At 73.2% G+C, this 24,600-nt stretch carries 21 protein-coding genes; 8 read left to right on the top strand and 13 right to left on the bottom strand.

Going from position 1 to position 24,600, the window contains the following annotated elements:
- The first annotated feature begins 103 nt into the window (after positions 1-103).
- From J3486_RS02215 to J3486_RS02245, 7 genes are all read left to right on the top strand, one after another.
- Positions 104-1,474, top strand: coding sequence for an aspartate aminotransferase family protein (locus tag J3486_RS02215; RefSeq protein ID WP_207818188.1), 1,371 nt, complete (start codon positions 104-106; stop codon positions 1,472-1,474).
- A complete protein-coding gene (locus J3486_RS02220; RefSeq protein ID WP_207818189.1) occupies positions 1,474-2,664 on the top strand; it encodes a mandelate racemase/muconate lactonizing enzyme family protein in 1,191 nt (396 codons plus the stop codon). The genes J3486_RS02215 and J3486_RS02220 overlap by 1 nt, the downstream gene beginning before the upstream one ends.
- Positions 2,661-3,503 carry an amidohydrolase family protein gene (locus J3486_RS02225; RefSeq protein WP_207818190.1) on the top strand — a complete coding sequence of 281 codons (843 nt, stop codon included), beginning with the start codon at positions 2,661-2,663 and terminating at the stop codon, positions 3,501-3,503. Before J3486_RS02220 ends, J3486_RS02225 begins: the two co-directional genes overlap by 4 nt.
- Complete coding sequence (locus J3486_RS02230) at positions 3,500-4,348, top strand: SDR family NAD(P)-dependent oxidoreductase (protein ID WP_207818191.1); 849 nt, start codon at positions 3,500-3,502, stop codon at positions 4,346-4,348. Before J3486_RS02225 ends, J3486_RS02230 begins: the two co-directional genes overlap by 4 nt.
- A gap of 14 nt (positions 4,349-4,362) precedes the next feature.
- Positions 4,363-6,474: a peptidase C14 gene (locus tag J3486_RS02235; RefSeq protein ID WP_207818192.1), complete on the top strand. Its 2,112-nt coding sequence runs from the start codon at positions 4,363-4,365 to the stop codon at positions 6,472-6,474.
- A complete protein-coding gene (locus tag J3486_RS02240) occupies positions 6,471-7,397 on the top strand; it encodes a GNAT family N-acetyltransferase (protein ID WP_207818193.1) in 927 nt (308 codons plus the stop codon). Before J3486_RS02235 ends, J3486_RS02240 begins: the two co-directional genes overlap by 4 nt.
- 448 nt (positions 7,398-7,845) lie before the next feature.
- Entirely contained in the window at positions 7,846-8,523 is a 678-nt protein-coding gene (locus J3486_RS02245) for a hypothetical protein (protein ID WP_207818194.1), read from the top strand.
- Positions 8,524-8,539: 16 nt separating this feature from the next.
- Here the strand turns inward: J3486_RS02245 and cynS are convergent, their stop codons facing one another.
- The 7 genes from cynS to J3486_RS02280 all read right to left on the bottom strand — a co-directional run bounded on the left by cynS (position 8,540) and on the right by J3486_RS02280 (position 15,402).
- Positions 8,540-8,986: a cyanase gene (gene cynS, locus J3486_RS02250; RefSeq protein ID WP_207818195.1), complete on the bottom strand. Its 447-nt coding sequence runs from the start codon at positions 8,984-8,986 to the stop codon at positions 8,540-8,542.
- Positions 8,987-9,107: 121 nt separating this feature from the next.
- Positions 9,108-9,494 (bottom strand): monovalent cation/H(+) antiporter subunit G, encoded by a 387-nt coding sequence (gene mnhG, locus J3486_RS02255; protein ID WP_207818196.1) that lies wholly within the window; start codon positions 9,492-9,494, stop codon positions 9,108-9,110.
- On the bottom strand, positions 9,491-9,793 hold the full coding sequence (locus tag J3486_RS02260; RefSeq protein WP_207818197.1) for a monovalent cation/H+ antiporter complex subunit F: 303 nt from the start codon (positions 9,791-9,793) through the stop codon (positions 9,491-9,493). Before J3486_RS02260 ends, mnhG begins: the two co-directional genes overlap by 4 nt.
- Entirely contained in the window at positions 9,790-10,371 is a 582-nt protein-coding gene (locus tag J3486_RS02265; RefSeq protein ID WP_207818198.1) for a Na+/H+ antiporter subunit E, read from the bottom strand. Before J3486_RS02265 ends, J3486_RS02260 begins: the two co-directional genes overlap by 4 nt.
- Positions 10,368-11,972, bottom strand: coding sequence for a Na+/H+ antiporter subunit D (locus J3486_RS02270; RefSeq protein WP_207818199.1), 1,605 nt, complete (start codon positions 11,970-11,972; stop codon positions 10,368-10,370). The genes J3486_RS02265 and J3486_RS02270 overlap by 4 nt, the downstream gene beginning before the upstream one ends.
- Positions 11,969-12,514: a Na(+)/H(+) antiporter subunit C gene (locus J3486_RS02275; RefSeq protein WP_207818200.1), complete on the bottom strand. Its 546-nt coding sequence runs from the start codon at positions 12,512-12,514 to the stop codon at positions 11,969-11,971. Before J3486_RS02275 ends, J3486_RS02270 begins: the two co-directional genes overlap by 4 nt.
- Positions 12,511-15,402, bottom strand: a complete 2,892-nt coding sequence (locus tag J3486_RS02280; protein ID WP_207818201.1) for a Na+/H+ antiporter subunit A — start codon at positions 15,400-15,402, stop codon at positions 12,511-12,513. The genes J3486_RS02275 and J3486_RS02280 overlap by 4 nt, the downstream gene beginning before the upstream one ends.
- Positions 15,403-15,553: 151 nt before the next feature.
- On the opposite strand from J3486_RS02280, the gene J3486_RS02285 reads away from it, so the two are divergent.
- A complete protein-coding gene (locus tag J3486_RS02285; RefSeq protein ID WP_207818202.1) occupies positions 15,554-17,341 on the top strand; it encodes an APC family permease in 1,788 nt (595 codons plus the stop codon).
- Here J3486_RS02285 and J3486_RS02290 read toward each other — a convergent pair.
- The 6 genes from J3486_RS02290 to J3486_RS02315 all read right to left on the bottom strand — a co-directional run bounded on the left by J3486_RS02290 (position 17,325) and on the right by J3486_RS02315 (position 24,567).
- Complete coding sequence (locus J3486_RS02290) at positions 17,325-18,995, bottom strand: hypothetical protein (RefSeq protein ID WP_207818203.1); 1,671 nt, start codon at positions 18,993-18,995, stop codon at positions 17,325-17,327. The two genes, J3486_RS02285 and J3486_RS02290, sit on opposite strands and share 17 nt — an antisense overlap.
- Complete coding sequence (locus J3486_RS02295) at positions 18,992-20,020, bottom strand: hypothetical protein (RefSeq protein ID WP_207818204.1); 1,029 nt, start codon at positions 20,018-20,020, stop codon at positions 18,992-18,994. Before J3486_RS02295 ends, J3486_RS02290 begins: the two co-directional genes overlap by 4 nt.
- A gap of 6 nt (positions 20,021-20,026) precedes the next feature.
- Positions 20,027-20,374: a hypothetical protein gene (locus J3486_RS02300; protein WP_207818205.1), complete on the bottom strand. Its 348-nt coding sequence runs from the start codon at positions 20,372-20,374 to the stop codon at positions 20,027-20,029.
- 136 nt (positions 20,375-20,510) lie between these two features.
- A complete protein-coding gene (locus tag J3486_RS02305) occupies positions 20,511-22,205 on the bottom strand; it encodes an ABC transporter ATP-binding protein (protein ID WP_207818206.1) in 1,695 nt (564 codons plus the stop codon).
- Complete coding sequence (locus J3486_RS02310; RefSeq protein WP_207818207.1) at positions 22,202-23,389, bottom strand: serine hydrolase; 1,188 nt, start codon at positions 23,387-23,389, stop codon at positions 22,202-22,204. Before J3486_RS02310 ends, J3486_RS02305 begins: the two co-directional genes overlap by 4 nt.
- Complete coding sequence (locus tag J3486_RS02315) at positions 23,386-24,567, bottom strand: anhydro-N-acetylmuramic acid kinase (RefSeq protein ID WP_207818208.1); 1,182 nt, start codon at positions 24,565-24,567, stop codon at positions 23,386-23,388. The genes J3486_RS02310 and J3486_RS02315 overlap by 4 nt, the downstream gene beginning before the upstream one ends.
- Between the last annotated feature and the right edge of the window lie 33 nt (positions 24,568-24,600).

Raw genomic sequence — 24,600 nt, forward strand, 5'->3', positions numbered from 1 at the left:
GAGAACCACTTCCTGCGGAGACCGCCGGGCGGATGGCGCCAGGGTGCGGGGGCCGGGCAGGGCCCCGTGACACCGACGACTCTCGACGCAAGGAGCAAGCCCCATGAGTTCAGGCCCGGACACCCCCTCCGGAGCCCGGATCGCCGAGCGCGCCCGCACGGTCGTGCCCGGTGGTGTGAACAGTGGCCAGCGCAGCATCCCCGGCCTCACCGACCTCGTGGTCACCGGCACCGGAGGCGCCCGCTTCCGCACCGCCGACGGCCGTGAGTTCACCGACTTCCACGCCGCGTTCGGACCTCCGCTGCTCGGCCACAACGACCCCGACGTGGCCCGTGCCGCCGCCGAGGCCGGCACGCGCATCGGTCACATGGGCGTGGGTGTCACCGAGGGAGAGGTCGAACTCGCCGAGCAGCTCGTCGAGTTGATCCCGTCCGTCGAGAAGGTGCTGCTCACCTCGACCGGCAGCGAGGCCACGTTCCACGCGCTGCGCGTCTCCCGCGCGGCCACGGGACGCCGGCTCGTCGTCAAGTTCCAGGGCTGCTACCACGGCTGGCACGACTCCGTGAGCCTCAACGTCATCTCGGCGCCGGAGAAGGTCGGCTCCCACGACCCGATCTCGACCGGCATCCTGCCCGAGGTCCTCGACGCCACCCTCGTCCTGCCGTTCAACGACAGTGAGGCCGTGCGCCGCGCCTTCGCCGAGCACGGCCGGGACATCGCCGCCGTCATCGTCGAACCCGTCCCCCACAACGTGGGCGCGCTCCTGCCGCACCAGGAGTTCCTCACCACTCTGCGCGAGGAGACCACCAGGGCGGGCAGCGTCCTGATCTTCGACGAGGTCATCACCGGCTTCCGGCACGACCTCGGCGGCTGGCAGGCCGTCTGCGGGGTCACCCCCGACCTGACGACCCTCGGCAAGGCCATCGCCAACGGCGCGCCCGTCGGCGCGATCGGCGGCCGCGCCGACCTGATGGACCTCTTCTCCACCCGGCCCGGCGCCCCCGCGTTCTTCGCCGGCACCTACAACGGCCACCCCTCCGTGGTCGCCGCCGCTCTCGCCACCCTGCGCAAACTCCGCGAGGAGCCGGTGCACGCCCACGTCTACCGCCTCGGCAACCGCGTCCGCTCCGAACTCACCGCGCTGTACGCCCGGCTGGGCGTCTGCGCCGTCGTCACCGGACACGGCTCCGTCTTCGTCTCGTACTTCATGCCGGGCCCCGACACCCCGCGCACCTACGACGACCTCCTCGCCAACGACGCCTCCCTCTTCGTCGGCTACCGGCGCCGGCTCCTCGACCACGGCCTGTTCGAGCTCCCCCTCAACCTCAAGCGCAGCCACATCAGCTACGCCCACACGGACGCCGACGTCGACCGGCTCCTCGAAGGCACCGAAGCCGCGGTCAAGGCCGTCCTCGCCGAGGGCGGCGCCCGCGACCTGGAGAACGCCTCCACGATGGGCGGGGCGGTCGACTGATGCTCACCGTGAACACCACCCGCCCCGCAGGGCCCGCCGGCCGCATCACCCGCGTCGAGACCCTGATGCTCGGCACCGCCTGGCGCGACTTCGGCTACGTCCGCGTCCACACCGACGAGGGCCTGTCCGGCGTCGGCGAGATCACTCACCCCTACCGGGGCCAGGAGGTCTGCGCCCTCACCGAGTCCCTCGCCCGCCGCCACCTCATCGGCGCCGACCCCTTCGACATCGAGGAGATCTGGCTCCGCCTGTACCAGGGCGACTTCCTGCGCGGCGGCGACATGGGCGGCATCGCCGTCTCCGGCCTCGACCAGGCCCTGTACGACCTGATGGGCAAGGCCCTCGGCGTGCCCGCCTACCGGCTCACCGGCGGCGCCTGCCGCGACCGCGTCCGGGTCTACGCCAACGGCTGGTACAACGGCGAGCGTGACCCGGAGGTCTTCGCCGCCAAGGCCCGCGCCATCGTCGGCAAGGGCTTCACCGCCCTCAAGTTCGACCCCTTCGGCCCCGGTCTGCACGAGCTGGAGCGCGCTGAACTGCGCCGCTCCGTCGACCTCGTCGCCGCCGTGCGCGAGGCCATCGGGCCCGACGTCGACCTGTTCATCGAGGGCCACGCCCGCTTCGCGATGCCCACCGCGTCCCGGCTGCTGCGCGAGCTGGAGCCGTACGACATCGGCTGGTTCGAGGAACCGCTGCCCTGGACCCACATCGAGCGCTACGCCGAACTGCGCCAGCGGGCCCCGTTCCCGATCTCCGGCGGCGAGCACTTCCACAACCGCTACGAGTACAAGCAGCTCTTCGCGACCGAGGCCGTCGACATCGTCCAGCCCGACCTGTCGATGGCCGGCGGCTTCACCGAGGTCCGCAAGATCGCCGCGATCGCGGACACGCACGGCATGCTCGTCGCCCCGCACAACTCCAACTCGCCGCTGTGCACGACCGTCTCGGTGCACGCCGCGCTCGGCATCCCCAACTTCAAGATCCTGGAGACCTTCGACGCGCTCCTGGAGGACCACGTCTTCCAGGCCCTCAAGGGCACCCTGCCGCTCGCCGCCGACGGCCACATCGAGCTGCCCACGGCGCCCGGCCTCGGCGTCGAGCTCGTCGACGAGGTCTTCGAGGAACACCCCCCGACCCACCGGTTCTGGAACATGTTCGCCGAGGGCTGGGAGAAGAGGAACCGGACATGATCGTCGACGTCCACTCCCATCTGTTCCGGCACAGCCACGACTTCACCGACCCGTTCGCCTCCGACTCCGCCCGCGCCCACGCGGGCGAGGTCGATCTCACGGTGAAGTGGGAGGAGTACGCGGCCAGTTCCCCCGCCGACACCCGCACGATCGTCGTCGGCGGCAAGGCCCGCCGCAGCGGCCTGTGGGTCGACGACAAGGCCGTGGCCGCGTACGTCGCCGAGCATCCGGACCGGCTCATCGGCTACCTCGCCCTCGACCCCACCCAGCCCGGCTGGCAGGACGAACTCCGCCACGGCCACCAGGAACTGGGCCTGCGCGGCATCAAGCTGATGCCGATGTACGCGGGCTTCGACCCGGCCGCCGAGGAGTACGACGAGCTGTACACGTACGCCGAACGGCACGGCCTGCCCCTCCTCGTGCACACCGGCACCACCTTCGTGTCGGCGGCACCGCTGGAGTACGCGATGCCGCGCCACCTCGACGCCGTCGCCATCCGCCACCCCGAACTGCGCATGGTGCTGGCCCACTTGGGCCATCCCTTCGAGGGCGAGTGCATCGCCGTCATCCGCAAGCACCCGCACGTGTACGCGGATGTCAGCGCCCTGCACTACCGGCCGTTCCAGCTCTGGCACAGCCTGCGCCTGGCCCAGGACTACGGCGTGCTCCACAAGCTGCTGTTCGGCAGCGACTACCCGTTCACCACGGTCGACGACTCGGTGAAGGGGCTGCGCCAGATCGCCGCGATCCCCGGCATCCCCGGCCTCCCGCCGCTCGACGCGGACGCCGTGGAGGCCATCGTCGAACGGCCCTCGCTCGACCTGCTGGGGCTGTCGTGAGCGCCGGGGCACGGGGCGTCGACCGCTTCGACCTGACGGGCCGCACCGCGCTGGTGACCGGCGCGGCCCGCGGCCTCGGCCGCGCCTTCGCCGTCGGCCTCGCGGAGGCGGGCGCGGACCTCGTCCTCGTCGACCTCCCGGACGCCGAGGGCATCGCGCGGACGGCCAAGGAGGTCGAACAGCTCGGCCGACGCGTCCGGATCTACGGCCAGGACCTCTCCCGCACCGAGGAACTGGCCGCCTTCGCCGACACCGTCCGCGCCGACTGCGGGCCCCTGCACATCCTCGTCAACAACGCGGGCACGGCCGCGCTGGAGCGCGTGGGCGAGATCACCCCGGCGAGCTGGGCGGCGGTGATGCGGGTCAACGTCGACGCGGTCTTCTTCCTGACCCAGCGCGTCACCGAGCACATGGTCCACGACGGCGTGCCCGGCCGCGTCATCACCATCACCTCGAAGAACGCCCTGGTCGCCGAGGCCGGCCTGGCGCACTACAACGCCTCCAAGGCGGCGGCGCAGCTGCTCACGGAGACATACGCCGTGGAGCTCGCCCCGCACGGCATCACCGCGAACACCCTGGCGCCCGGCATGGTCGAGACCCCCATCGACGGGGAGTTCCCCTTCGACCGCGAGGCGTTCGAGGCGGCCTACCGCGAGCGCATCCCGCTCGGCCACTACGCCCAGCCGGACGACTGCGTCGGCGCGCTCCTCCTGCTCGCGTCCGACGCGGGCGCCTACCTCACGGGGGCCCGGATCGTCGTCGACGGCGGGGTCCTCGCCGACCAGATGCCGCGCATGCGGTTCATGCCGCCGTACCGCAACTCGCTGACCTCTCACGACAGTTGAGGAGTGACGTCCTGATGGACGAGTCACGCAGACGGGCCCTGCTGCTCTCCGGCCTGGCGGGCGCGGGCGTTCTCGCGGCCACCGGCACGGCCGGCGCGGCGGCGCCCTCGGAGGACGTCGTGCACGTCGACACCGTCGAGGTGTTGCGTGTGTCGAGGGCGGCCCGGGACGGGGCCGTCGTGATCGTCGCGGGCTACCGTGCGCCCGGTGACGGCGGCGGTATGACGGTGCGCTGGGACGCCGCCTCCGAGGCCGCCCACAACGGCGGCACCGTCATCGCCCCCGCCAAGAACCCGCCCAAGGGCCGCTGGCTCCAACTGCACACCGGCGTCGTCGACTTCCGTACCTTCGGGCACTTCGACGCGAAGGACCCGGCCGACGCCGCGCTGGACGCCATGGTCCAGGACCCGGCCGTGCACCGCGTCGAGGCCCACACCGACCTGCTCTTCACCCGACGCCACCTGTGGCACCGCTCCCACATCGAACTCGACTTCCACGGCCACCGCATGCTCACCACCGGCATCGAGGCCAACACCCACGACAACCCCTTCGGCGCCGTCCTCGCCTTCCGCGGCACCCCCACCGACACCACGGTCGTCCACAAGCTGGCCTCCGAAGTCATCGAACTGACCGACACCTTCCCCGTCCCGGACGCGGACGCCTTCGAGGTCGGCCAGTGGTGGGCCGTGCAGATCGAACCGGTGGCGGGCGGCGGCCGCGACGAGCGCGAGCTGCAGAAACTCGTCGAGGTCACCGAGATCGTGGACGGCACCCACATCCGTGTCGGCTACCTCAACGGCTGGCCCCTCGCCCAGGGCCGCACCCTCACCTGGACCCGCGTCGCACCGGTCCGGTCGACCCACGTCCGCAACCTCGTCTTCGAGGGCGCGGGCGACGACGAGTACACCGGCTCGCACCCCGTCTCGTACGAGTACGCGGTGGACTGCGACGTCTCCGGCATCCACGCCACCGGCAGCTTCTGGCCGGTCATCATGCGGCGCTGGTGCACCCGGTTCCGCACCGAGCAGTGCTCCCTCAAGAACCCGCCGACCGTCGAGTACGGCGGCGCCGGCTATCTCACCCAGCAGATCTACTGCCTCTACGGGCACATCACGGACTGCACCACCAGCAACGTCCGCCACCTCAACGACCTGACGGCGTCCGCCTATTGCACGGTCGTCAACTGCCACGGCGACGGGGACGACGCCGGCGGCAACCCCTTCACCACCCACGGCCAGTACGAGCACGACCTGCTCTTCGACGGCAACTCCGGCCTGATGGACATCGCCAACTCCGGCGCCCAATGGGGCATCTCGGCCAAGCGCATCACCGTGCGACGGCACACCTGCTCATGGTTCACCGCCAACACGAAGATCACCGATCTGACCCTGGAGGACGTCACCGTCATCGCCCGCCCCACGTTCGACCGGGCCGGCACGCTCACCGTCAACGCCGACGGGGCGCAGCTGCGCGGCTGCACCGCGAAGACGTTCGCCGTCGCCCAGCGCTCGGCGCGCTCCACTCGGCCCACGGTGATCAGCGACTGCTCGTTCGCGCCGCCCGCGGGCACCGTCCTCGTCCAGACCCCGGTCACCGCGCCCGTCCACTTCGTGCGCTGCACGTTCAAGGGGACCGACGGGCTCGTGCTGCGCGGGCCGGGCCCCGTCCACTTCACGGACTGCACCGTCGAGGGTGCTCCGGACGCCGCGCCGCTGTCGGTCGGCGCGGCCCGACTGGTCGTCGACGGCGGTACGTTCACGGACACCGGTCTCGAACTCAGCGCGGTCCGCGACCAGTTCGTCCACGTCACGGGCGCGGCGGTCCTCAGCGGCAGCAACAGGAACAAGGCCCTGCTGAGCCGCGCCGCCGGGCCCGGCACCGTCACCTGGCAGCTCACCGGCGCGACCAGCACCACGGACGACCCGGCCACCGCCCACCTGCGCATCGCCGACGGCACCAACCACTACGCCGCCACCGGCTGCCGCTTCACCGGCGGCCGCCTCCACCTCGAACCCGGCGCCTGCGCCGACGTCCTGCACACCTCCTGCGTCGAACAGGGCACGACCCGCAGCGCCCTGCCGCCCCAGGGCGACCGCGTCCGCGCCGACGGAAACCTCCTCCTGTGATCCGTACCGCCACCCCCGCCGACGAGCCGGCCCTGCACGCCCTGTGGGCCGACTGCTTCGACGACGCCCCGCACCTGCCGGCCCTGCACGCCCTCGACGACGGCCACCACCACCGCACCTTCGTCGCGGCCCGCCACGACGGCACCCTCGACGCCGTCGTCGTCTACGTCCCGCGCACGGTGCGCGACGCCCACGGCATCCCGCACCGGGTCGGCGGCATCGGCAGCGTCGCCACCCGCCCCGAGGCGCGCGGCAGGGGGCTGGTGCGCGGCCTCCTCGCGGCGGCCACGGCGACCATGCTCACGGAGGGCTGCGCCTGGTCGCTGCTCTTCACCGACACCCCGCGCGTGTACGGGAGTTCGGGCTGGCGCACCTTCCCGCGCCCGTACGCGGAAGGACCCCTGGCCGAAGCTCAGGACGCCCCCACCCGCGTACGGGCGGCACTCCCGGACGACATCGACGCCGTGGTCCGGCTCCAGGCCGAGGCCAACGCGCGACGCCCCCTCAGCTGTGTGCGCTCGGCCGACGACTGGCGGGGGCGGGTGCCGTCCTGGTACGGCCCCGACACGCTCTCGCTGGTGACCGAGGATCCGGAGGGCGCGATGCGGGGCTGGCTCGTGGCTCGGACCGGGGGAGGGGCGGCGGACGTCCTGGAAGCGGCCGTCGCCGACGAGGGCGCTCTGGGCGAGCTGTACGCGGGGCTCGCCGTCCGGGCCCGCGCGGCCGGGGCGTCCCGGGCCCGCACCCGGCTGCCCGTCACCCCCGTCGCGGAACGGGCCCTGCCCCGCCTCGTGCGCTCCGGTGCCGTCACGCACGGCACCGACACGACCGGCATGTACCGGCCGCTGCTCGCCCCGGCCCGCAGCGTGGAACGGACCCTGGGGGCGGCCGGCGCCGCCTACTGGTACGGCGACTCCTTCTGATCACGCGCCGGTCCGCACGGCCGCAGGCACGGCCCGGCTCGCCGCCGGCGCCGCGGATGCCGCGGGTGCCGCGTGGGCCAACGTTCTGGCCGCCGGCTGCCACTGGGCGCACGCGGATCGTCGGCGACGGCGTGCGGCAGCGTGGTGCGGAGTCGGCCGAGCTCGAACTGGACGTCACGGCGCGCCAGTTGAGGCGACTCGGACTGCGCCGTGGCTGCCGTGGTGCGGGCGCGCAGAGCGTCCACCGCCTCGGTGGCGCGGCGCATCGGCGCCGCAGCGTGCGACGTGCGGCGCGGCGGCCGGTCGACCACAGGACGAGCAGCACGCCGACCACGCCGACGGCGGTCCGCACGAGCCGGTCGGCCAGGAGGGAGGGGGTCGGCAGGGCGGGATCCGAGACGGTGTACCCGTCCCTGGGCTCTCCGCGGTCGGCACCTGAGCGGTCTCCGTGTTCGGCGGCGGACGTCCCGGCTGCGGCGCCGACATCGGCCCGGCGACGGTCTTCGGCCGCCAGGTGGGCCGTGACATCGCCGCCCACGCCGCGGAGCGCTCCGCGAAGGGAAAGCCGCAGGCGCGCGGGAACCGGGCGCGCGCCCCCGTCGTCTCCCGAGCAACAGGCGGCGCACCCGCACCGGCCGCCCCGCACGGTGATCGGAGCTACGTGTTCGTCCTGCTGATGTACGGCGCCTTCCTCGCGGTTCCGGTGTGGGCCGTCGCCGTCCTCGTCAAGCTCGCTTCCGTCGTGCTGCCGGGTCGCCGCCCCGACTGGGGCAGGAACCTGCTGCTGTGGAGCGCGGCGATGGCGGCGGCAGCGACGGTGATCGTCTATGTGATCGGGCTCGGCGCGGTGCAGCTGGCCGCGAGCGAGGCCGAGTCCGGGGCCGGTTCGGCGCCCGCCGAGCCCTGCCGGGTCCTCGCCCCCGACGTGCTCGACCGGCTCGCCACGTACCGGCCGTCCTACCTGCCCCTGGGCTTCGACTGCGTCCTCGACGACGGCACCGTCGCGGCGGGCGGCGGTGGCTACGGCTGGTTCAACGGCATCGCCGCCGCGTGCGCCGCCGCCGGGGCGGGCCTGGCCGTCGGTGTCGGCTTCCTCGACGAGCGCCGGGCGCGGGCTCGCGCGTGAGCGGTGTGACGACCCGTCACCAGGTGCGGTACGGGAGGAACTTCCCGTCCAGGGTGACCACGACCCGGTCACCCTTCGGATCGGGCTTCTTCTGGATGTCCATGGAGAAGTCGATCGCCGACATGATTCCGGAGCCGAACTTCTCCTCGATGACCGCCTTCATCGTCGTGCCGTAGACCTGCACGATCTCGTAGAGGCGGTAGATCAGCGGGTCCGTCGGTACCGCCTGGCCGAGGCTGCCGCGCGAGGCGTCCCGGGTCAGCGCGGCGACGGTCTCCTCGTCGAGGCCGAGGAGCTTGCCCGCGGCCGCGGCCTGGTCGCGGGTCATGGTGTTCTGGCCGAGCAGCGCGGAGGCGACCCAGACCTCGTGGGCGCCGACCGCGGCGGCGATCTCCTCGAACGAGAGCCCGGCGGACTCCTTCGCGGCCAGGATCCGGTGGGTGGCTTCACTGCGGTCGATCACGAGCGTCAACTCCTGTGCGGGCGCGGGAAGAGAGGGCGGGGAAACGGTCGGCTTCGGGCCGGAGCGGTATACCGCTCCGGGCAGGGTCCTCCGGGTTCGTTTCGCTCGTGTGCGGCCGGGGTTACGTGCGGGTGACCGGGCTCGACGGCGGCATGCCCTCGCCCTTGCGGAGTTCGGCGCCCAACTCGTCGTAGAGCAGGGCGCAGTCGCCGGTCTGGCCCGTGCGGTACGCGGCCCGCGCCACCAGATGGGCGGCCACGGCGCTGGTCAGCAGCTGGAAGAAGGCGACCAGGGCGAGCGTGCCGAGGTCGACGCCGTCGCGCAGCCGCAGGGCGACCCCGCTCAGGAGCAGCAGCATGCCGAACGTCTGCGGATTGGTCGCGGTCGCGCTGCGCGTCAGCACGTCGGGCAGCCGCAGCATGCCGATGACACCGGCCAGACAGACCGCCGCGCCGATGAACAGCAGGATCGAACCGGCGAGATCGGCCACGTGCTGCCAGGTGTTCACGAGCGCTCCTCGGCCGAAGGGGTCCCGGCGCGGTCGCGCGCCGCGATGAACCGGGCGATGCCGACCGAACTCGTGAACCCGAGGAAGGCGAGCACCAGCATGATCGACAGGTAGTAGCGGGTCCGGGTGATCGCCGCGTCCACGCCGATCCCCGCGATGATCAGCACCGCCGCCACGTCGACGGCGACGGCCCGGTCCAGCATCGACGGCCCGCGCCAGATGCGGATGAGCAGCAGGACGCCCGCGATGACGATCAGCGTCAGGGCGGCGTCCAGCAGGATGTCGTCGGCCAGGGTCATGCGCCGGTCTCCTTTCCGGTGGGGGAGGGGGGCGCGGGCTCCGCCGCGACCCGTGCGATCTCCTCGCGCGTGCCGAACGCCCGCACCACGAGCGCCTCAAGGCGCCAGACGTCACGGCGGGCCCGGGGCGCTGTCGCCGGGTCGTCGGCGTCCGTCACATGCAGATACAGGGTGGCCGTCGCCGCGTTCACCTCGACCAGGGCGCCGCCCGGCACGCTGGAGACGGCGACGGCCGTCGCGGCGATCATCAGGTCCGAGCGGCAGCGCAGCGGCACCCGCACCACCGCCGCGGGACGGTGCCGACCCGACAGGGCGTGCCGGGTCACGACCACGCTGGAGGCCACCATGTCGTACAGCAGATAACCGGCGAGCCGCAGGATGCCGCGCGCCCGCAGCCGCAGGTCGAGATCGACGGCAGGGAGCGGGAACGCCAGGCACAGCAGCACCGCGACGACGACGCCGCTGATCAGATTGCCCCAGGTCAGGCCCGACCACAGCAGCATCCAGATGACGGTCAGCCAGGCGATCAGCGGCAGGTCGATACGGCGTCTGCGCGCCGCGAGGTTGGGCGAGTTCACGGTCCGAGCACCGCCTTGACGTAGGGCGTACGGGCGAGGAGTTCGGCGGCCGAGCGGTCGGCGAGGCCGGTGAGCGGGGTGGCCAGGACGGTGTAGGCGAGACCCAGCGCGACCGCGGCCGCCGTCGCCGCCGTCATGACGTGCGGGATGCGCGTGGTGGTGCGGACGCACACCGCGGTGGCCGTCACCGTCCCGGTCGCGCCTCCCGTGTCCTCGTCGGGCGCCGAGTCGGGGTCGTCGTTCTCCTCCAGCACATCGCCCCCGTCGGTGAGCCGGGCCACGGGAGCCGCCCGCCAGAACGCCAGGTTCCACACCTTCACCATCACGTACAGCGTCAGCAGGCTCGTCACGACGGCGCCGCCGAGGAGGACGTACGCCCAGGTGCCGCCGTCCGCCGCGCCCGCCCGCATCAGCGCGAGCTTGCCGATGAAGCCGGACAGCGGCGGGATCCCGGCGAGGTTCATGGCGGGCACGAACCACAGGGCGGCGAGCAGCGGGGCCGTCCGCGCGGCGCCACCGAGCCGGGTCAACTCCGTGGTCCCGTACCGTTTTTCGAGCAGGCCCGCCGCCAGGAACAGCGTCGTCTGCACGGTGATGTGGTGGGCGGTGTAGACGATGGCACCGCCGATGCCGTCCCGGCTGCCGAGCGCGAGCCCGTACAGCATGAAGCCGATGTGGCTGACGAGGGTGAACGACAGCAGCCGCTTCAGGTCCGTCTGGGCGACCGCGCCGAGGATCCCGATCACCATCGAGGCGAACGCCACCGCCATGAGCACGGCCGACAGCCGGTTGCCGGGGAACAGCAGCGTCTCGGCGCGGATCATCGAGTACACGCCGACCTTGGTGAGCAGCCCCGCGAAGACCGCCGTCACCGGCGCGGGCGCCGTCGGGTACGAGTCCGGCAGCCAGGCCGCGACGGGGAACGCGGCGGCCTTCACACCGAACACGGTGAGGAGCAGCACCTCCGCCAACGTCCGTACACCGAGAGGCAGTTCGGGCATCCGCACGGCGAGCTGCGCGAAGTTCACGGTGCCCGCCGCCGCGTACGTCACCGCCACCCCGGCGAGGAACACCAGGGACGAGACCAGTGACACGACGACGTACGTCGAACCGGCGCGGATGCGCGGCTCGGTCGCACCCACCGTCAGCAGCACGAAGCTCGCCATCAGCATGATCTCGAAGCCGACGTAGAGATTGACCAGGTCCCCGGCGAGGAAGGTCAGCGAGACCCCGGCGACCAGGACCAGGTACGCGGGGTGGAACACGGCGATGGGCGCCCCGTCCTCCCGGTCCGCCATGCCCTGGCCCATCGCGTAGACCAGCACGATGAGGGTGACGGCGCCGGACACGGTCAGCATCAGCGCGGCCAGCCGGTCGGCGACCAGCGTCACGCCGAGCGGCGGCCCGAAGTCGCCGAGATGGACCGCGAGCGGGCCCGTGCGGTCGGACTCGACGAGCAGTACCAGGTCGACCGCGACGACCCCGGCGAGCACCCCGACGGTGATCAGCCGGTGCAGCCAGCGCAGCCGCGGCCCGATGAACAGGCTCAGGCCGCACACCGTGAGCGGCAGTACGACGGGCAGCGGAACGAGAGCGTTCACCGGGCGTCCTCCGGATCGGAACCGAGTACGTCGTCCCACAGGTCGCCGTCGGCGTCCCGGGCACGCGCCTGGAAGGCCCGCTCCGCGCGGATCCGGTGCCGCTGCTCGCGGCGCTCGTCCCGCCAGGCCCGCGGGCCCTCGTCGCGGTGCTGCTTTCGCAGCTCGTCCCGCTCGGCGGCAATCTGCGCGCGCAGCACCACACGGCGGTCCGCGATGTCGTCCGGCACGAAGTCCGAACCGGTCAACTGACTGGAGCGGTACGCCATCGCGAGCACGAACGCCGTCGTGGCGAGCGTGATCACGACCGCCGTCAGCACGATGGCCTGCGGCAGCGGGTCGGTCACCCGGGCGTGCGGGACACCCGGGTACAACAGCGGCGGCAGACCCGCCCGGCCCGCCGAGGCGAGCACGAACAGGTTGACGCCGTTGCCGCACACGATGACGCCGATCAGCACCCGCGTCAGGCTGCGGGTCAGGATGAGCACCCCGCCGACGGCCACCAGGACGACGGCGCAGACCAGCAGGGTCGCGCTGACGGTCACCCGCGCTCCTCACCGGCGAGCGCGAGGCCCGCCTTGTACTCGGTCTGCTGGTCGATCTTCGAGCCGAGGGCCCGTACGACGTCGAGCACCACGCCGAGCACCAGCAGGTAGACGCCCAGGTCGAAGAGGACGGCGGTGCCCGCGTGCCAGTCGCCGATCAGCGGCAGACGGCCGTGCCAGGTCCAGGCGTGCAGCACGGTGCCGTCGGCCAGGCCGAGCAGGGCCACGCCCGTCGACAGGGCGAGGCCGAGCCCGGTGAAGAACCCCGGGTGCACCGGCGCCGCGGCCGCCAACTCGTGGCGCCCGCCCGCGAGATAGCGGATCGTCAGTGCCACGCCCGCGACGAGCCCGCCGACGAAGCCGCCGCCCGGCAGGTTCTCCGCACACAGCAGCAGATACACGGACAGCATCAGGATCGGATGGAACACGAGCCGGGCCACCACCTCGAAGACCACCGAGCGGTGCTCGGGGGCGAGGGTGTCCCCGGCGACCAGCCAGCTCCGCTCGGGCGCGCCCTGCCGATACTTCTCGGGCACCCGCAGCCGGGACGTGGCCAGCGACCACGCCGTCACCCCGCCGGGCAGCCGCACCGGAGCCGAGGACCCGCGGCCCTGCCTGCGGTGCACGTAGAGCAGGCTCGTCACGCCGAGCACGGCGACCGCGAGGACGGCGGACTCGCCCATCGTGTCCCAGGCCCGGTAGTCCACGAGGATCGTCGCGACCACGTCCTTGAGGCCGTGGTGCGCGGTCTCCTCCGTCATCGCGGCCCCCGCCGGATCGTCCCGGCGCGCCCCCGCGGCCAGCCACACCGCGCACGCCACCACCGCGCCGCTGCCCAGCGCCAGGACCACGGCCGTCAGCCGGCGGCGCACCTTGCGCGCGTCCCCGAAGAACACCGGAAGCCGCCGCAGCACCAGTACCAGGACCACCGTCGACACCGTCTCCACCCCGAACTGGGTGAGCGCGAGATCGGGGGCGCCCTGCACGACGTACAGCGCCGCGGTGCCGTACCCGGTCAGACCCGCGAGGACGGCCGCCTTCATCCGCCGCTGCACCGCGAGACACATCAGGGCGCAGGCGCAGGTCAGCGCGCCGACCGCCGGCTGCCACACGGAGTCCCACAGGCGGGGCGCCGGAGTGCCGTGCCAGGGCCGGTCGGTGGCCAGGACCGCGATCAGCCCGGCGAGCATGACCGCCAGGACCGTGGCCACGTACGCGGGCAGCGAGCCCTTCTGCACGGAGCCCGTCACTTGGAGCGCGCCGCGCTCGACGCCCAGCACGATCCGGCCGAACACCTCGTCGGCCTTGGGCCAGGCCAGACGCCGTCCGAGCCGGACCACCGGCTCCCGCGCCACGAACAGCGCGGCGCCGCCCGCCCAGGCGAGCGCCGACAGGCCGAGCGCGAGCCCGAACCCGTGCCATAGCGCCAGGTGGTAGGGGTGCTCGGGCACCGGGTACGCGTGCGCGTACGCCTCGAAGAGACCGGCCACCAGACCGATCCCCGGACCCAGCACCAGACAGCCGAGCGCGAGCAGCGCGGGCGGCGCGAGGAAGCCCGCGCCGACCCGGTGCACCGGGGTGTCGGCGACGCCCGGCTTGCGAGCGAAGGCGCCCCACAGGAAGCGCAGCGTGTACGCGGTGGTGAGCGCGGAACCGACGACGATCAGGGCGAGCACCCACCGCTCGGCGACGCTCCCGTGCAGCAGCGCGTCGAACGCCGCCTCCTTCGTCGCGAACCCCAGCAGCGGCGGCAGCGCCGCCATCGACGCAGCCGCGACGACGGCCACCGCGCACACCCACGGCAGCGACCGCCCCACTCCCGAAAGACGCCGCAGATCACGGGTGCCCGCCGCGTGGTCGACGATCCCCGTCACCAGGAACAGCGGCGCCTTGAACAGGGCGTGCGCCAGGATCATGGCGATCGCCGCGAGGGCGGTGTCGTGCGAGCCCGCGCCCGCGAGCACCACGAGGAAGCCCAGCTGGCTGACGGTGCCGTACGCGAGCACGAGCTTCAGGTCGTTCAGGCGCAGCGCGCGCCAGCCGCCGAGCAGCATCGTCGCCGTGCCCAGTGTCAGCAGCAGCGGCCGCCACGGGCTGACGTCGGCGAACGCCGGGGCGAACCGCGCCACCAGGTACACGCCCGCCTTCACCATCGCCGCCGCGTGCAGATAGGCGCTGACCGGCGTCGGCGCCGCCATCGCGTTGGGCAGCCACAGGCTCAGCGGCCACACCGCCGACTTGGCGAGCGCCCCGCACAGGATCAGCAGCACCGCCGCGGTGAGGGTGGCGCCCGGCGCGGGCGGATCGGCGACGATCCGCGAGATCCGGTACGTCCCGGCGAGCTGACCGAGCATCAGGAACCCGACGAACATCGCGAGCCCGCCCACCGCGGTCACGGTCAGCGCCTGGAGCGCCGAGCGGCGGCTCGCCCGCTTCTCGCTGTCGTACCCGATCAGCAGGAACGACAGGACGGTCGTCAGCTCCCAGAACAGGTACAGCGTCATCAGGTCGTCGGCCAGGACCAGACCCAGCATCGCGCCCGCGAACGCGAGCAGATTCCCGCCGAACCGGCCCAGTTGCGGGGTGCCGGCGCTGAAGTATCCGGCGCAGTACACCAGGACCAGCGCCCCGATACCCGCCGCGAGCAGCACCATCACGAGCCCCAGCGCGTCGAGGCGGAACGAGACCTGGACGTCGTACGCCTCGATCCACGTCCAGGACGCGCCGTCCGGCCGCCCCGCCTCCACCTCGCCCCACCGCGACAGCGCCCAGCCGAGCGCGGCGGCGGGCGGCAGGGCGAGCAGGACGAACGCGCGCGGCCCGGCCCGGCGGATCAGCGGGGCGGCGCACAGCGCGACGGCGAAATGAGCGAGGACCAACAAGGTCATGAACCATGCATATATGGATCAATGGGGCAGAAAGGGTGAGACGCGCCGGATGGACCGTCCGGATCGTTGTGCTGTTCATCTGCCTTCCGTACGCCATCGGGGATAGCCTGGCCAGCTATAACTCCAGTGACGGGGGGAGGAGTTGGGTCATATGCGTGCCCGCGGGGGTTCGGCCGAGGACGTGGACGAGGGGCGGCGGCTCTCCGTTCTCGATCTGGTGGGGCTCGCGGCCGGCGGCGTCGTCGGATCCGGCTGGCTGCTCGCGGCCGGACAGGCGCACTGGGCCGCGGGACCCGACGCCGTCTGGGCCTGGGTGATCGGCGGCGTCGTGATGCTGGTGATCGCCGCCGTCATGGTCGAACTGGGCATCGCCGCCCCGAAGACCGGCGGCCTGATCTTCCTCCCGCTGCAGGCCGCGGGACCGCTCGTGGCCACCGTCGTCGCCGCCGCGCTGTGGATCGTCTACGCCGTGAACCCGGCCAGCGAGGCGGCCGCGGCGGTGCGCGGCCTCGCCCACTGGTTCCCGTCCCTGCTGCGCAGCGGCCACGAAGGCGCGACCGCGGGCCCCGGCGGACCCTCCCTGGGCATGGACCGGGCCTACGACCTGTCGCTCACCGGCGCCCTGTGCGCGGTCGGCCTGATGCTGGTCGTCGTCGGCTTCAACCTGCTGCCCGCCAGGAGACTGATACGGCTCAACCTCTTCGTCACCGTGATCAAGGTCCTCGTCCCGCTGCTCATCGTCGCCTGTCTCCTCCTCGCCGCGACCGACGCGGCCGGCTCCTGCACTCCCGACCACGCCTGGTACCTCAGCGGCCAGTCCGGCACGGCCGGCCAGCTGAAGAGCCAGGCGGGACACGCCTCGGTCCTGTACGTGGTGCTCGGCGGCGGCATCATCTACGCCTACATCGGCTTCCAGGCGCCCCTGGACTTCGCGGGCAACATCAAGCGGCGCGGCATGGGGGAGGCGGCCCGGCTGCGCTGGGCCGTCTACGGGACCCTGGTCGGCGCCGTCGCCCTGTACACGATGCTGCAGTACGTGTTCTCCCGGCGCTGCGGCGCCCTCACCGCCGACATGCTCCAGTCGCCGTACGCGCAGTTCGCCCTCGCCGCGTCGATGACCTGGCTCGCCTGGCTGGTCCGCCTCAATGCCGTGCTGTCCCCGCTCGGCTCCGGCATCGTCTTCACCCACGCCCTGACCCGCGAGGTCGCCGCCCTCAGCCGCGCCCACCTCACCCACCGCGGGCTGCAGACGGCGCGCCGCGCCTCGTTCCGGTTCCGCGGGGCGGAGATCGACGCGTACTGGATGATCCTCGTCGTCAACCTCGTCATAGGGCTGACCACGCTCGCCCTGGTGCGCGGCAACTGGGAGGAACTCGTCGCCCTCAACAGCGTGCCGATCATGGTCGTCTACGCCATGCCGGGCGTGGTCCTCGTGGCGCTGCCCGGCGCCGACACCAGCGGCCGGCGCAAGGCGGTGCGCTGGTGCCTGTCCTACAGCGCGTTCGTGTCCATCGCCTTGGTGATCCACGAGGCCGGCTGGGCCGACGTGTGGCGGGGCATGGCCGGGGTCGGCGTCGGCTCGGTGCTGCTGCTCGCGCTGCCCTGGCTCGCGGTGCGCGACCTGCCGTACATCGGGCGGGTGCTGCGCCATTACGACGCCCGTGAGCACCTCTCCCGGCTGGGCAGGCGCGGCGACCCCGCGGTGCGCCCGCTCCTCCTGCTGGTCGGCTACCTGGTGGTGCTCGTCTCCTGCACGGCGCTGCGTGAACTGTTCGACGGGATCGCGGCGGTGACACGGTCCGTGTCCGTGCTGGCGGCCGTCGTCGTCTTCCCGCTGCTGGTGCGCGCCGCCCGCCGCTACATGGACCAGGTCAAGCCGACGCTGCCGGGCCGGCGCGCCGCGCCCAGCGTGCCCGAGCCGGTCAGCGCAGGGACTTGACGATCCAGTCGGCCGGTTCATGGCGGCCGGCCGTGCGCAGGGCGTCGACGGTGGCGTCCCGGTGCCGCACGTCGGACCAGCGGCCCACGGTGGCCCGCAGCAGCAGCTCCGCGTCGGGCAGCGGGATCGCCAGGATGCCGTCGACCACGGCGAGCACGTCCGGCGGCTGCACCAACTGCTCGTTCTCCAGGAACCGTTCGAGCAGCGTCCAGGCCGCCTTCTCCAGACCCACCATGTGCAGCTGCCCCGCGACCTCGGCGACGAGCAGCGCGTCGGCCGTCAACTCGGGCGACGGGTCCGACAGTTCGCGGCACGCCGCGTCCACCGCCTCGGCGTGCCGGCCATGGCGCAGCACCCGGAGACAGTCCACGAACCACTGCCGGTCGCCCTGCGGGCCCATCACCACCACCGCCAGCTGACGGCCCACCTCGTGCGCGGCCCTGGTCCGCTCACGGCTGCGCTTGATGCGGTTCAGGAGCTCGGCGAGCTCGCTGCCCGAGCGGCCGCGCACCTGCACCGCCGCGATGTGGCACAGCAGCGCCGCACACGTGTCGTCGCCGCCCTCCTCCTCGTTCAGCCAGTCGCACAGCTGGGCCAGCACGTCCAGGGAGCGCGGCGCGCCGTCCACGCCCGTCGGCACCGTCACGATGTCGGTCAGCAGCTCACGCGTGGACGCGGTCAGGACCGGGTCGCGGTGCCACAGCGACACCAGCTTCGCCAGACCCTGCACGTCCGTGTTCCCGGCGGCGTGGCGGCGCAGCAGCGCGCACTTGGCGGGGGACAGCTCCTCGCGGGTCAGCAGGGCGCACAGCTTGACCACGTCGCGCGGCTGCGCGGTGCGCCCGATGTGGGCGGCGAGCGCGTCGTGGCCCGAACCGCGGCGGGCGATCAGCCGGGCGATCAGCTTCCGCGCGTGGTCCACCTGCCGGGCGTCCGGCGCGCTCAACTGGCTCTGCGCCCACGTCTCCAGCACCTGCCCGTGCGGACTCAGATGCAGGAACGCCCCGGCGAGGTCCGCGATCTCCTCGCCCTGCTCCTCCGCGCCGCCCGGCGTGTCGACCGCGACGACGTGCAGGGTCAGTTCGAGGAGCCGGTCGGCCTGTAGCCGGCACTTCTCGTCGAGCAGCGCCGTGTGCAGCAGCACCTTGTCGAGATTGGTGCGGCCCGAACCGGATCCGGCGAACACCCCCACCGTGCGGTCCGCGAGTTCGGGGTACTGGACGTGCACGACCCGGACGAACACGGCCACGTCGAACGCCGTGCGCTGACACGCGACGTCGTGCACGAGGCTCGCGGTGATCGGCGCGCTCTGCCGTCCGGCCTCCCGCTCCCGCTGCAGCATCGCCAGTTCGGCCGCCTCGCTGACCGGACGGGCCAGCGCGGCCGTCGCCATGATCATGACCGCGTCCCTGGCGTCGAACCCGTCCGTGAGGTCCACCAGGTCGTCGACGCTGCGGCGCAGCGCGAAGGCGTGCAGCGCGCGCATCGCCATGGCCTCGTTGTTCGTGGACCGCATCTGGTCCAGGATGCGGGCGAACTGCCGCCCGTCGACCTGCGTCACCCACGCGTAGTCCTCGGTGAGCAGCTTGGCGACGTCCGGCTGGAAGAGGAGATGAGTGCGGCGCGCGCCCGCCGCGCCGTTCCCTTCGCTCATGCGCCGCCCAGCAGGACGGACTCGATCTCACTCCAGTAGCGGACGAAGTCCACCGGGTTGGACAGCAGGGCGGCGGCACGGCTCTCGATCCGGCTCGCCAGGTCGCGGCTCTGCTCGTCGCCGGACTTCAGGCGGACCACGACCCGGCCCGCGAGCGCGGGCTCCCGCATGAGCGTGCGCAACTTGCGCTCCCCGTACAGCCGCAGCTCCCGCACCCAGTCGTCCTCGGTCTGCGGCTCACGGCCGGACGGGCGGCGGCCCTTGGCGTGGTTGGTGAACAGTGTCGCCGCCTCCGACGCGTCGTTCAGCAGCATCCGCGGCGCGTCGTGCACTCCGCACTCGTGCATGCCCTCGTCGATCCCGGCGCGCAGCGCGCCGAGCGTGAGGTCGTCGTCGTGCTCGGACATGCCCTGCCCCAGCACGTTCAGCAGATGGCCGCTGAACGGCGTGCAACCGTTCAGCGGGCTCGGCAGGTTGGCGCACGCGTCGGCCGCCGCGTTGTGCACGTTGCCGCTGACCGCCGTGAAGACACAGGTGCCCTCGGAACGAGTGCCGAGGATGCCGGGCAGCGGGGAGTCCGGGCCGAGATGCGGCAGCAGGTTCGAGTAGCAGCAGTCCGTGATGAGGACCTTGAGGCCCGCCTTGCTCTGCCGGATGGCCCGGTACACGTACCAGGACGAGAGCCACGTCCACGGCTCGTTGACCCGGGAGGAGCCCACGGCGAAGTGGACCTGGCCGCCCGGCACGTCCTTCCAGTACGCGCCATGGCCGACGTACACCACCAGCAGGGTGTCCTCGGGGCCCTGCGCGGCGGCGGCCGCTTCGTGCAGCGCGCGCATCACGCCGTCCGCGGAACGCGCCTCGTCGCCGGAGAGGATGACCGAACGGGTGGCGTCGCCCCACCGCGCGTCCCGCGCCAGCGCGTCACCGTACGCGCGGGCGCTCGTCTCGATCGTGGGATAGCCGCTCATCCCGGAGTCCGCGTCGTACGTTCCGACGCCTATCACCAGCGCGCGGAAGGCCATCGCCGGTCAGCTCCCCTCGGACACTGCGGGCTGCTCGGCGTCGTCGGCGTCGGAGGTCGGCGTCGGCGGCTGAGGCGGCAGGACGATGACGGTGACCTGCGGCGGATCGAGCCTGCGCCCCCGCCAGTTGTCGATCGCGCGCTGGACCGTGGCCTGCACGACGGCGCCGGTGGTGCTGCTGAGGACCGCGATGAGCAGGGCCGCGCTCAGGCCCCCGTCGAGGGTGCCGCGCTCGTCGTCCGGCTGGTCGAGCCGCCAGTCGAGGCCGGTCTCCCGGCCCAGTTCGACGAGGAGTTCCTCGGGTTCGTCGAGGCCGACCGGGCCCTCCACGCGCACGGAGATCGTCGCTGTCATACCGTCCGGTCCTCCCCCGCGGCGGTCAGAGCATCCTCAGTAGTCTGCCAGGCCGCCGCTGCCGAAGCGAGGGCGGACCGATCACCGTTACAGCCTCATGACACTCACCAACTCACGCACCCCGTGCGCGACTTGATCACCACGGAGGCCGCCGCGGACCGCACGCGCCACGCGCTCCGCTTCCGGGGATCGCGTCGATGAGCGCCCGGGTGTACGGATGGCCGGGCCGCTCGAAGATCGCTTCCGGTACGCCCTCCTCGACGACGCGCCCCCTGCGCATCACCAGGACGTGGTGGGCGACGAGCCGGACCACGTCGAGGTCGTGACTGATGAACAGATAGCCGAGGCCGAGCTCCCGCTGGAGGTCGACCATCAGGTCGAGGATCTGGTCCTGGACGAGCACGTCGAGCGCGGAGACCGCCTCGTCCAGCACGATCAGACGCGGCCCGAGCGCGAGGGCGCGGGCGAGGGCGACGCGCTGGCGCTGCCCGCCGGAGAGCTCGTGCGGATAGCGGTCGGCGTACCCGGCGGGCAGCGCCACCTGGTCGAGGAGCCGCTCGACGGCGGCCCGGTGCCCGGCGCGGCCGTCACCGACGCCGTGCACCCGCAACGGCTCGGCGACGATCCGGGCGACGGTGTGCCGGGGATCGAGGGAGGCGTAGGGGTTCTGGAACACCGGCTGCACCGCACGGCGGAACGGCAGCAGTCGCCGCCCCCGCGTGCGCGTGATGTCCGTGGCGTCGAAGTAGGCGGCGCCCGCGTCGCAGTCCTCCAGGCGCAGCGCGATCCGGGCGGTCGTGGACTTCCCGGAGCCGGACTCGCCGACGAGGGCGACCGTGCGGCCGGGCAGCACGCTGAGGCTGACGCCGTCGACGGCCCGCAGCGGATCGCGGCGGCCGCGCACCCGGTACTCCTTGGAGACCTCGCGCAGTTCGAGCAGCGGCGCCGGATCCTCGTGCCCGGTGGGGCGCGGCACCGGCGCGATCTTGGGCCGGGCGATGCCGGGCGCGGCCGCCACCAGTCGCCGGGTGTACGGGTGCCGGGCCTCGGCGATGATGGCGCGGGCCGGCCCGGTCTCCACGACACGTCCCTCGTGGAGCACGACGACCCGGTCGGCGCGCTCCGCGGCGAGCGCCAGATCGTGGGTGATGAGCAGCACCGACGTGCCCATCTCCCGGGTGAGTTCGGCCATCTGGTCGAGCACCAGGCGCTGCACGGTGACGTCGAGCGCGGAGGTGGGTTCGTCGGCGACCAGGACGTCCGGCCGGCAGGCCAGGGCCATGGCGATCAGGACGCGCTGGCGCATCCCGCCGGAGAACTCGTGCGGGTACTGCGCGCACCGGGACGCCGCGTCGTCGATCCCCGCGCGTGCGAGCAGTGCCGCGGCCTCGTCGCGGGCCGCGCGGCCCCGGGCCCGCCCGTGCACCGTCAGCGCCTCGGCGATCTGCGCGCCTACCGTGGCGACCGGATCGAGGTTGGTCATCGGATCCTGCGGCACCATCCCGACCCGCGCTCCGCGCACCTGCCGCAGGACCTTCTCGGGCGCGGAGGTGAGTTCGAGGTCGCCGAGCCGCACAGAGCCCTGGGTGATCCGCGCGTTCTCGGCGAGCAGCCGGTTGACGCAGCCCGCCAGCGTCGACTTCCCCGATCCCGACGCACCGACCACCGCCACCGTCTCGCCCGCGGCGAGATCGAGATCGACCCGGTCGACGGCGGTGACGTCGCGCCCTGCGGCCCGGTAGACGACGGACAGCCCACGGATCCGCAACGTGGGCGGGCCGGGAGGGGCGCCGCCCCCGGAGGTGGCCTCGGCCGGGACGGGTGCGGTCATGACGGCTCCTGCGGGGCGAAGAGGACGCGAAGGGTGCCCAGATGGGCGCGGCGGGCCAGGAGGTCGACGGGGACCAGGGCGTCACGGCCCGCCCCGCACGCGCCGTGCAGCCGGGTGGCCGCGAGGGCGACGACGAGCGGGCGGTCGGTGGCCGCCGCGAGATGGGTGCCGGTGAAACCGCCGTGGCCGACCATCGGGATCGGTCCGTCCGGCGCGGGCAGCGTGAACCGGCGCCATCCCAGGGCCTGTTCGGGCGCGCGCGGATCGGCCGGGGCTTGGAACCGGGCCCGTACCGCGGCCGGGACGAAGGAGTCGTCGTGGACCAGCGCCGCACCCAGGCGCAGCAGTTCGTCCAGCGGCGCGAAGAGGCCCGCGTGCCCGCCGACCCCGGCCAGGGCATGCGCGGCGTTGCCGTCGGCCACGACACCCCGCACGGGAGCGGTGCGCCAGCCGGTGAACTCGGCGCTGGTGCAGGGCACCGGATACGGGCGGCCGCTGTCGACCATGGTCGCCTCGATCCCGTCACCGTCGCTGCCCACCGCCGACGCGGCCGGATCCACGGGCCCGAACCGGGTGCGGACGAGCCCGAGCGGTTCGGCGACGCGCCGCCGGAACGCCGCGTCGAGCCCGGCGCCCGTGATCCGCTCCACGATCCGCCCTAGCAGCATGAACCCCAGGTCCGAGTACGCGCGCCGGGCCCCGGGCGGCGCTTCCAGCGGAAGCCGCTCCACCAGGTCCAGGGCCTCCTCGCGGTCCGTGGTCCGGCAGTACAACGGCCACCAGGGGGCCAGCCCGCCGCGGTGGGCGAGCAGCTGGGCCACGGTCACCCGGTCCTTGCCGTTGCCGCGGAAGCCGGGCAGGTGACGGCGGACCGGGGCGTCCGGGTCCAGCAGGCCCGCCGCGACCAGCCGCATCACGACGGCGGTGGTGGCCGCCACCTTGGTCACCGAGGCGAGGTCGAAGAGCAGCCCCGTGGTCATCGGTTCACCCGGTCCCGTGCGGTCGGGCAGCCGGGCCCGGCCCGTGGCGGCGACCGACGGGTCCTTGCCGTCGACGAGGACCCCCAGACAGACACCGGCGGGCCGCGACACGGGGCCGCCCGTCCGCAGCACCTCACCTGCGACGGGCGCCAGATCGGGGCTCGCGCCGCCCGCCCGCGGCCCGTGCGCCGCGCCCGCCCTCATGCCCCGCCACCGGTGACACGCAGCCGCCGAGGACGCTGGGACGGCACCCCGGGCAACGTCAACCCCCGTGCCCCGGGCGTGAGATGGCCCAGCACCCGTTCGCCCGACGCCCCCGTGCAGCCGGGCACGTTCCCGGGCAGCCCGTGCAACGTGCTCCAGCCGAGCAGGGCGAACGCGAGCGCCTCCTTGGTGTCCGACGGGACGCCGAGCGCGTCGCTCGGGTGCACGGGCAGGCCCGCGAGCCGGTCCGTGAGCGCCGCCATCAGCGCCGGATTGCGCAGGCCCCCACCGGACACGTACAGGACGTCGAGGCGCGCCCGGCGCACGGTGCGGGCGACGGTCTCCGCGGTCAGCGCGGTCAGGGTGGCGACCAGGTCGCCCAGGGCGGGCCGCCGGCCGACGTGCAGCAGCGCCTTCTCCACGTACGTGGCGTCGAAGAGCTCCTTGCCGCAGCTCTTCGGCGGGGCGAGCGCGTAGTACGGCTCGGCGAGCAGCGCGTCGAGGAGGACCTCGTCGACGGTGCCGGACGCGGCGAGGCGGCCGTCGCGGTCGTACGCGTCCGGGGTACCGGGCGCCGCGGCCACCACCGCGTCGATCAGCGCGTTGGCCGGGCCGATGTCCCAGGCGGCGGGATCCGTACCCGGCGCCACGACGGTCAGATTGGCGATGCCGCCCAGGTTCAGCGCCCCGGCCCGCAGCCCGTCCGCCACCGCCGGTTCGAGCAGCATCAGGTCGAGCAGCGGGACGAGTGGGGCGCCCTGCCCGCCCGCGGCGACGTCGGCGCTGCGCAGATCGCCGACCACGGGCAGCCCGGTGGCTTCCGCGATCCAGGCCGGGCGGCCGATCTGCAGCGAACCGAGGGCCGTGGCGCCCTCCACCCAGTGGTAGAGCGTCTGCCCGTGGCTGCAGATCGCGTCGGCCGGCGCGACGGCGAGCGCGTCCCGGGCCGCGTCGGCGAAGGCCTGCCCGATCCGGGTGTCGAGCGCGCAGACGTCCGCCGCGGTGATCCGGCGTGGGGGCAGCGCCGCCACGAGAGCGTCCCGCAGCCGTGGCGGGTACGGCGTCGAACCGTGATGGACGAGACGACCGTGCAGGATCGTGCCGTCCTGCGTGAAGTCGACCACGGCGACATCGATGCCGTCGTGGGAGGTGCCGGAGATCATGCCGAGTACGCGCATCGCGGTCCTTTCCGGAGCGGGGACGACGCGGGG

Source organism: Streptomyces sp. VRA16 Mangrove soil (assembly GCF_017377775.1).
GTDB lineage: Bacteria > Actinomycetota > Actinomycetes > Streptomycetales > Streptomycetaceae > Streptomyces.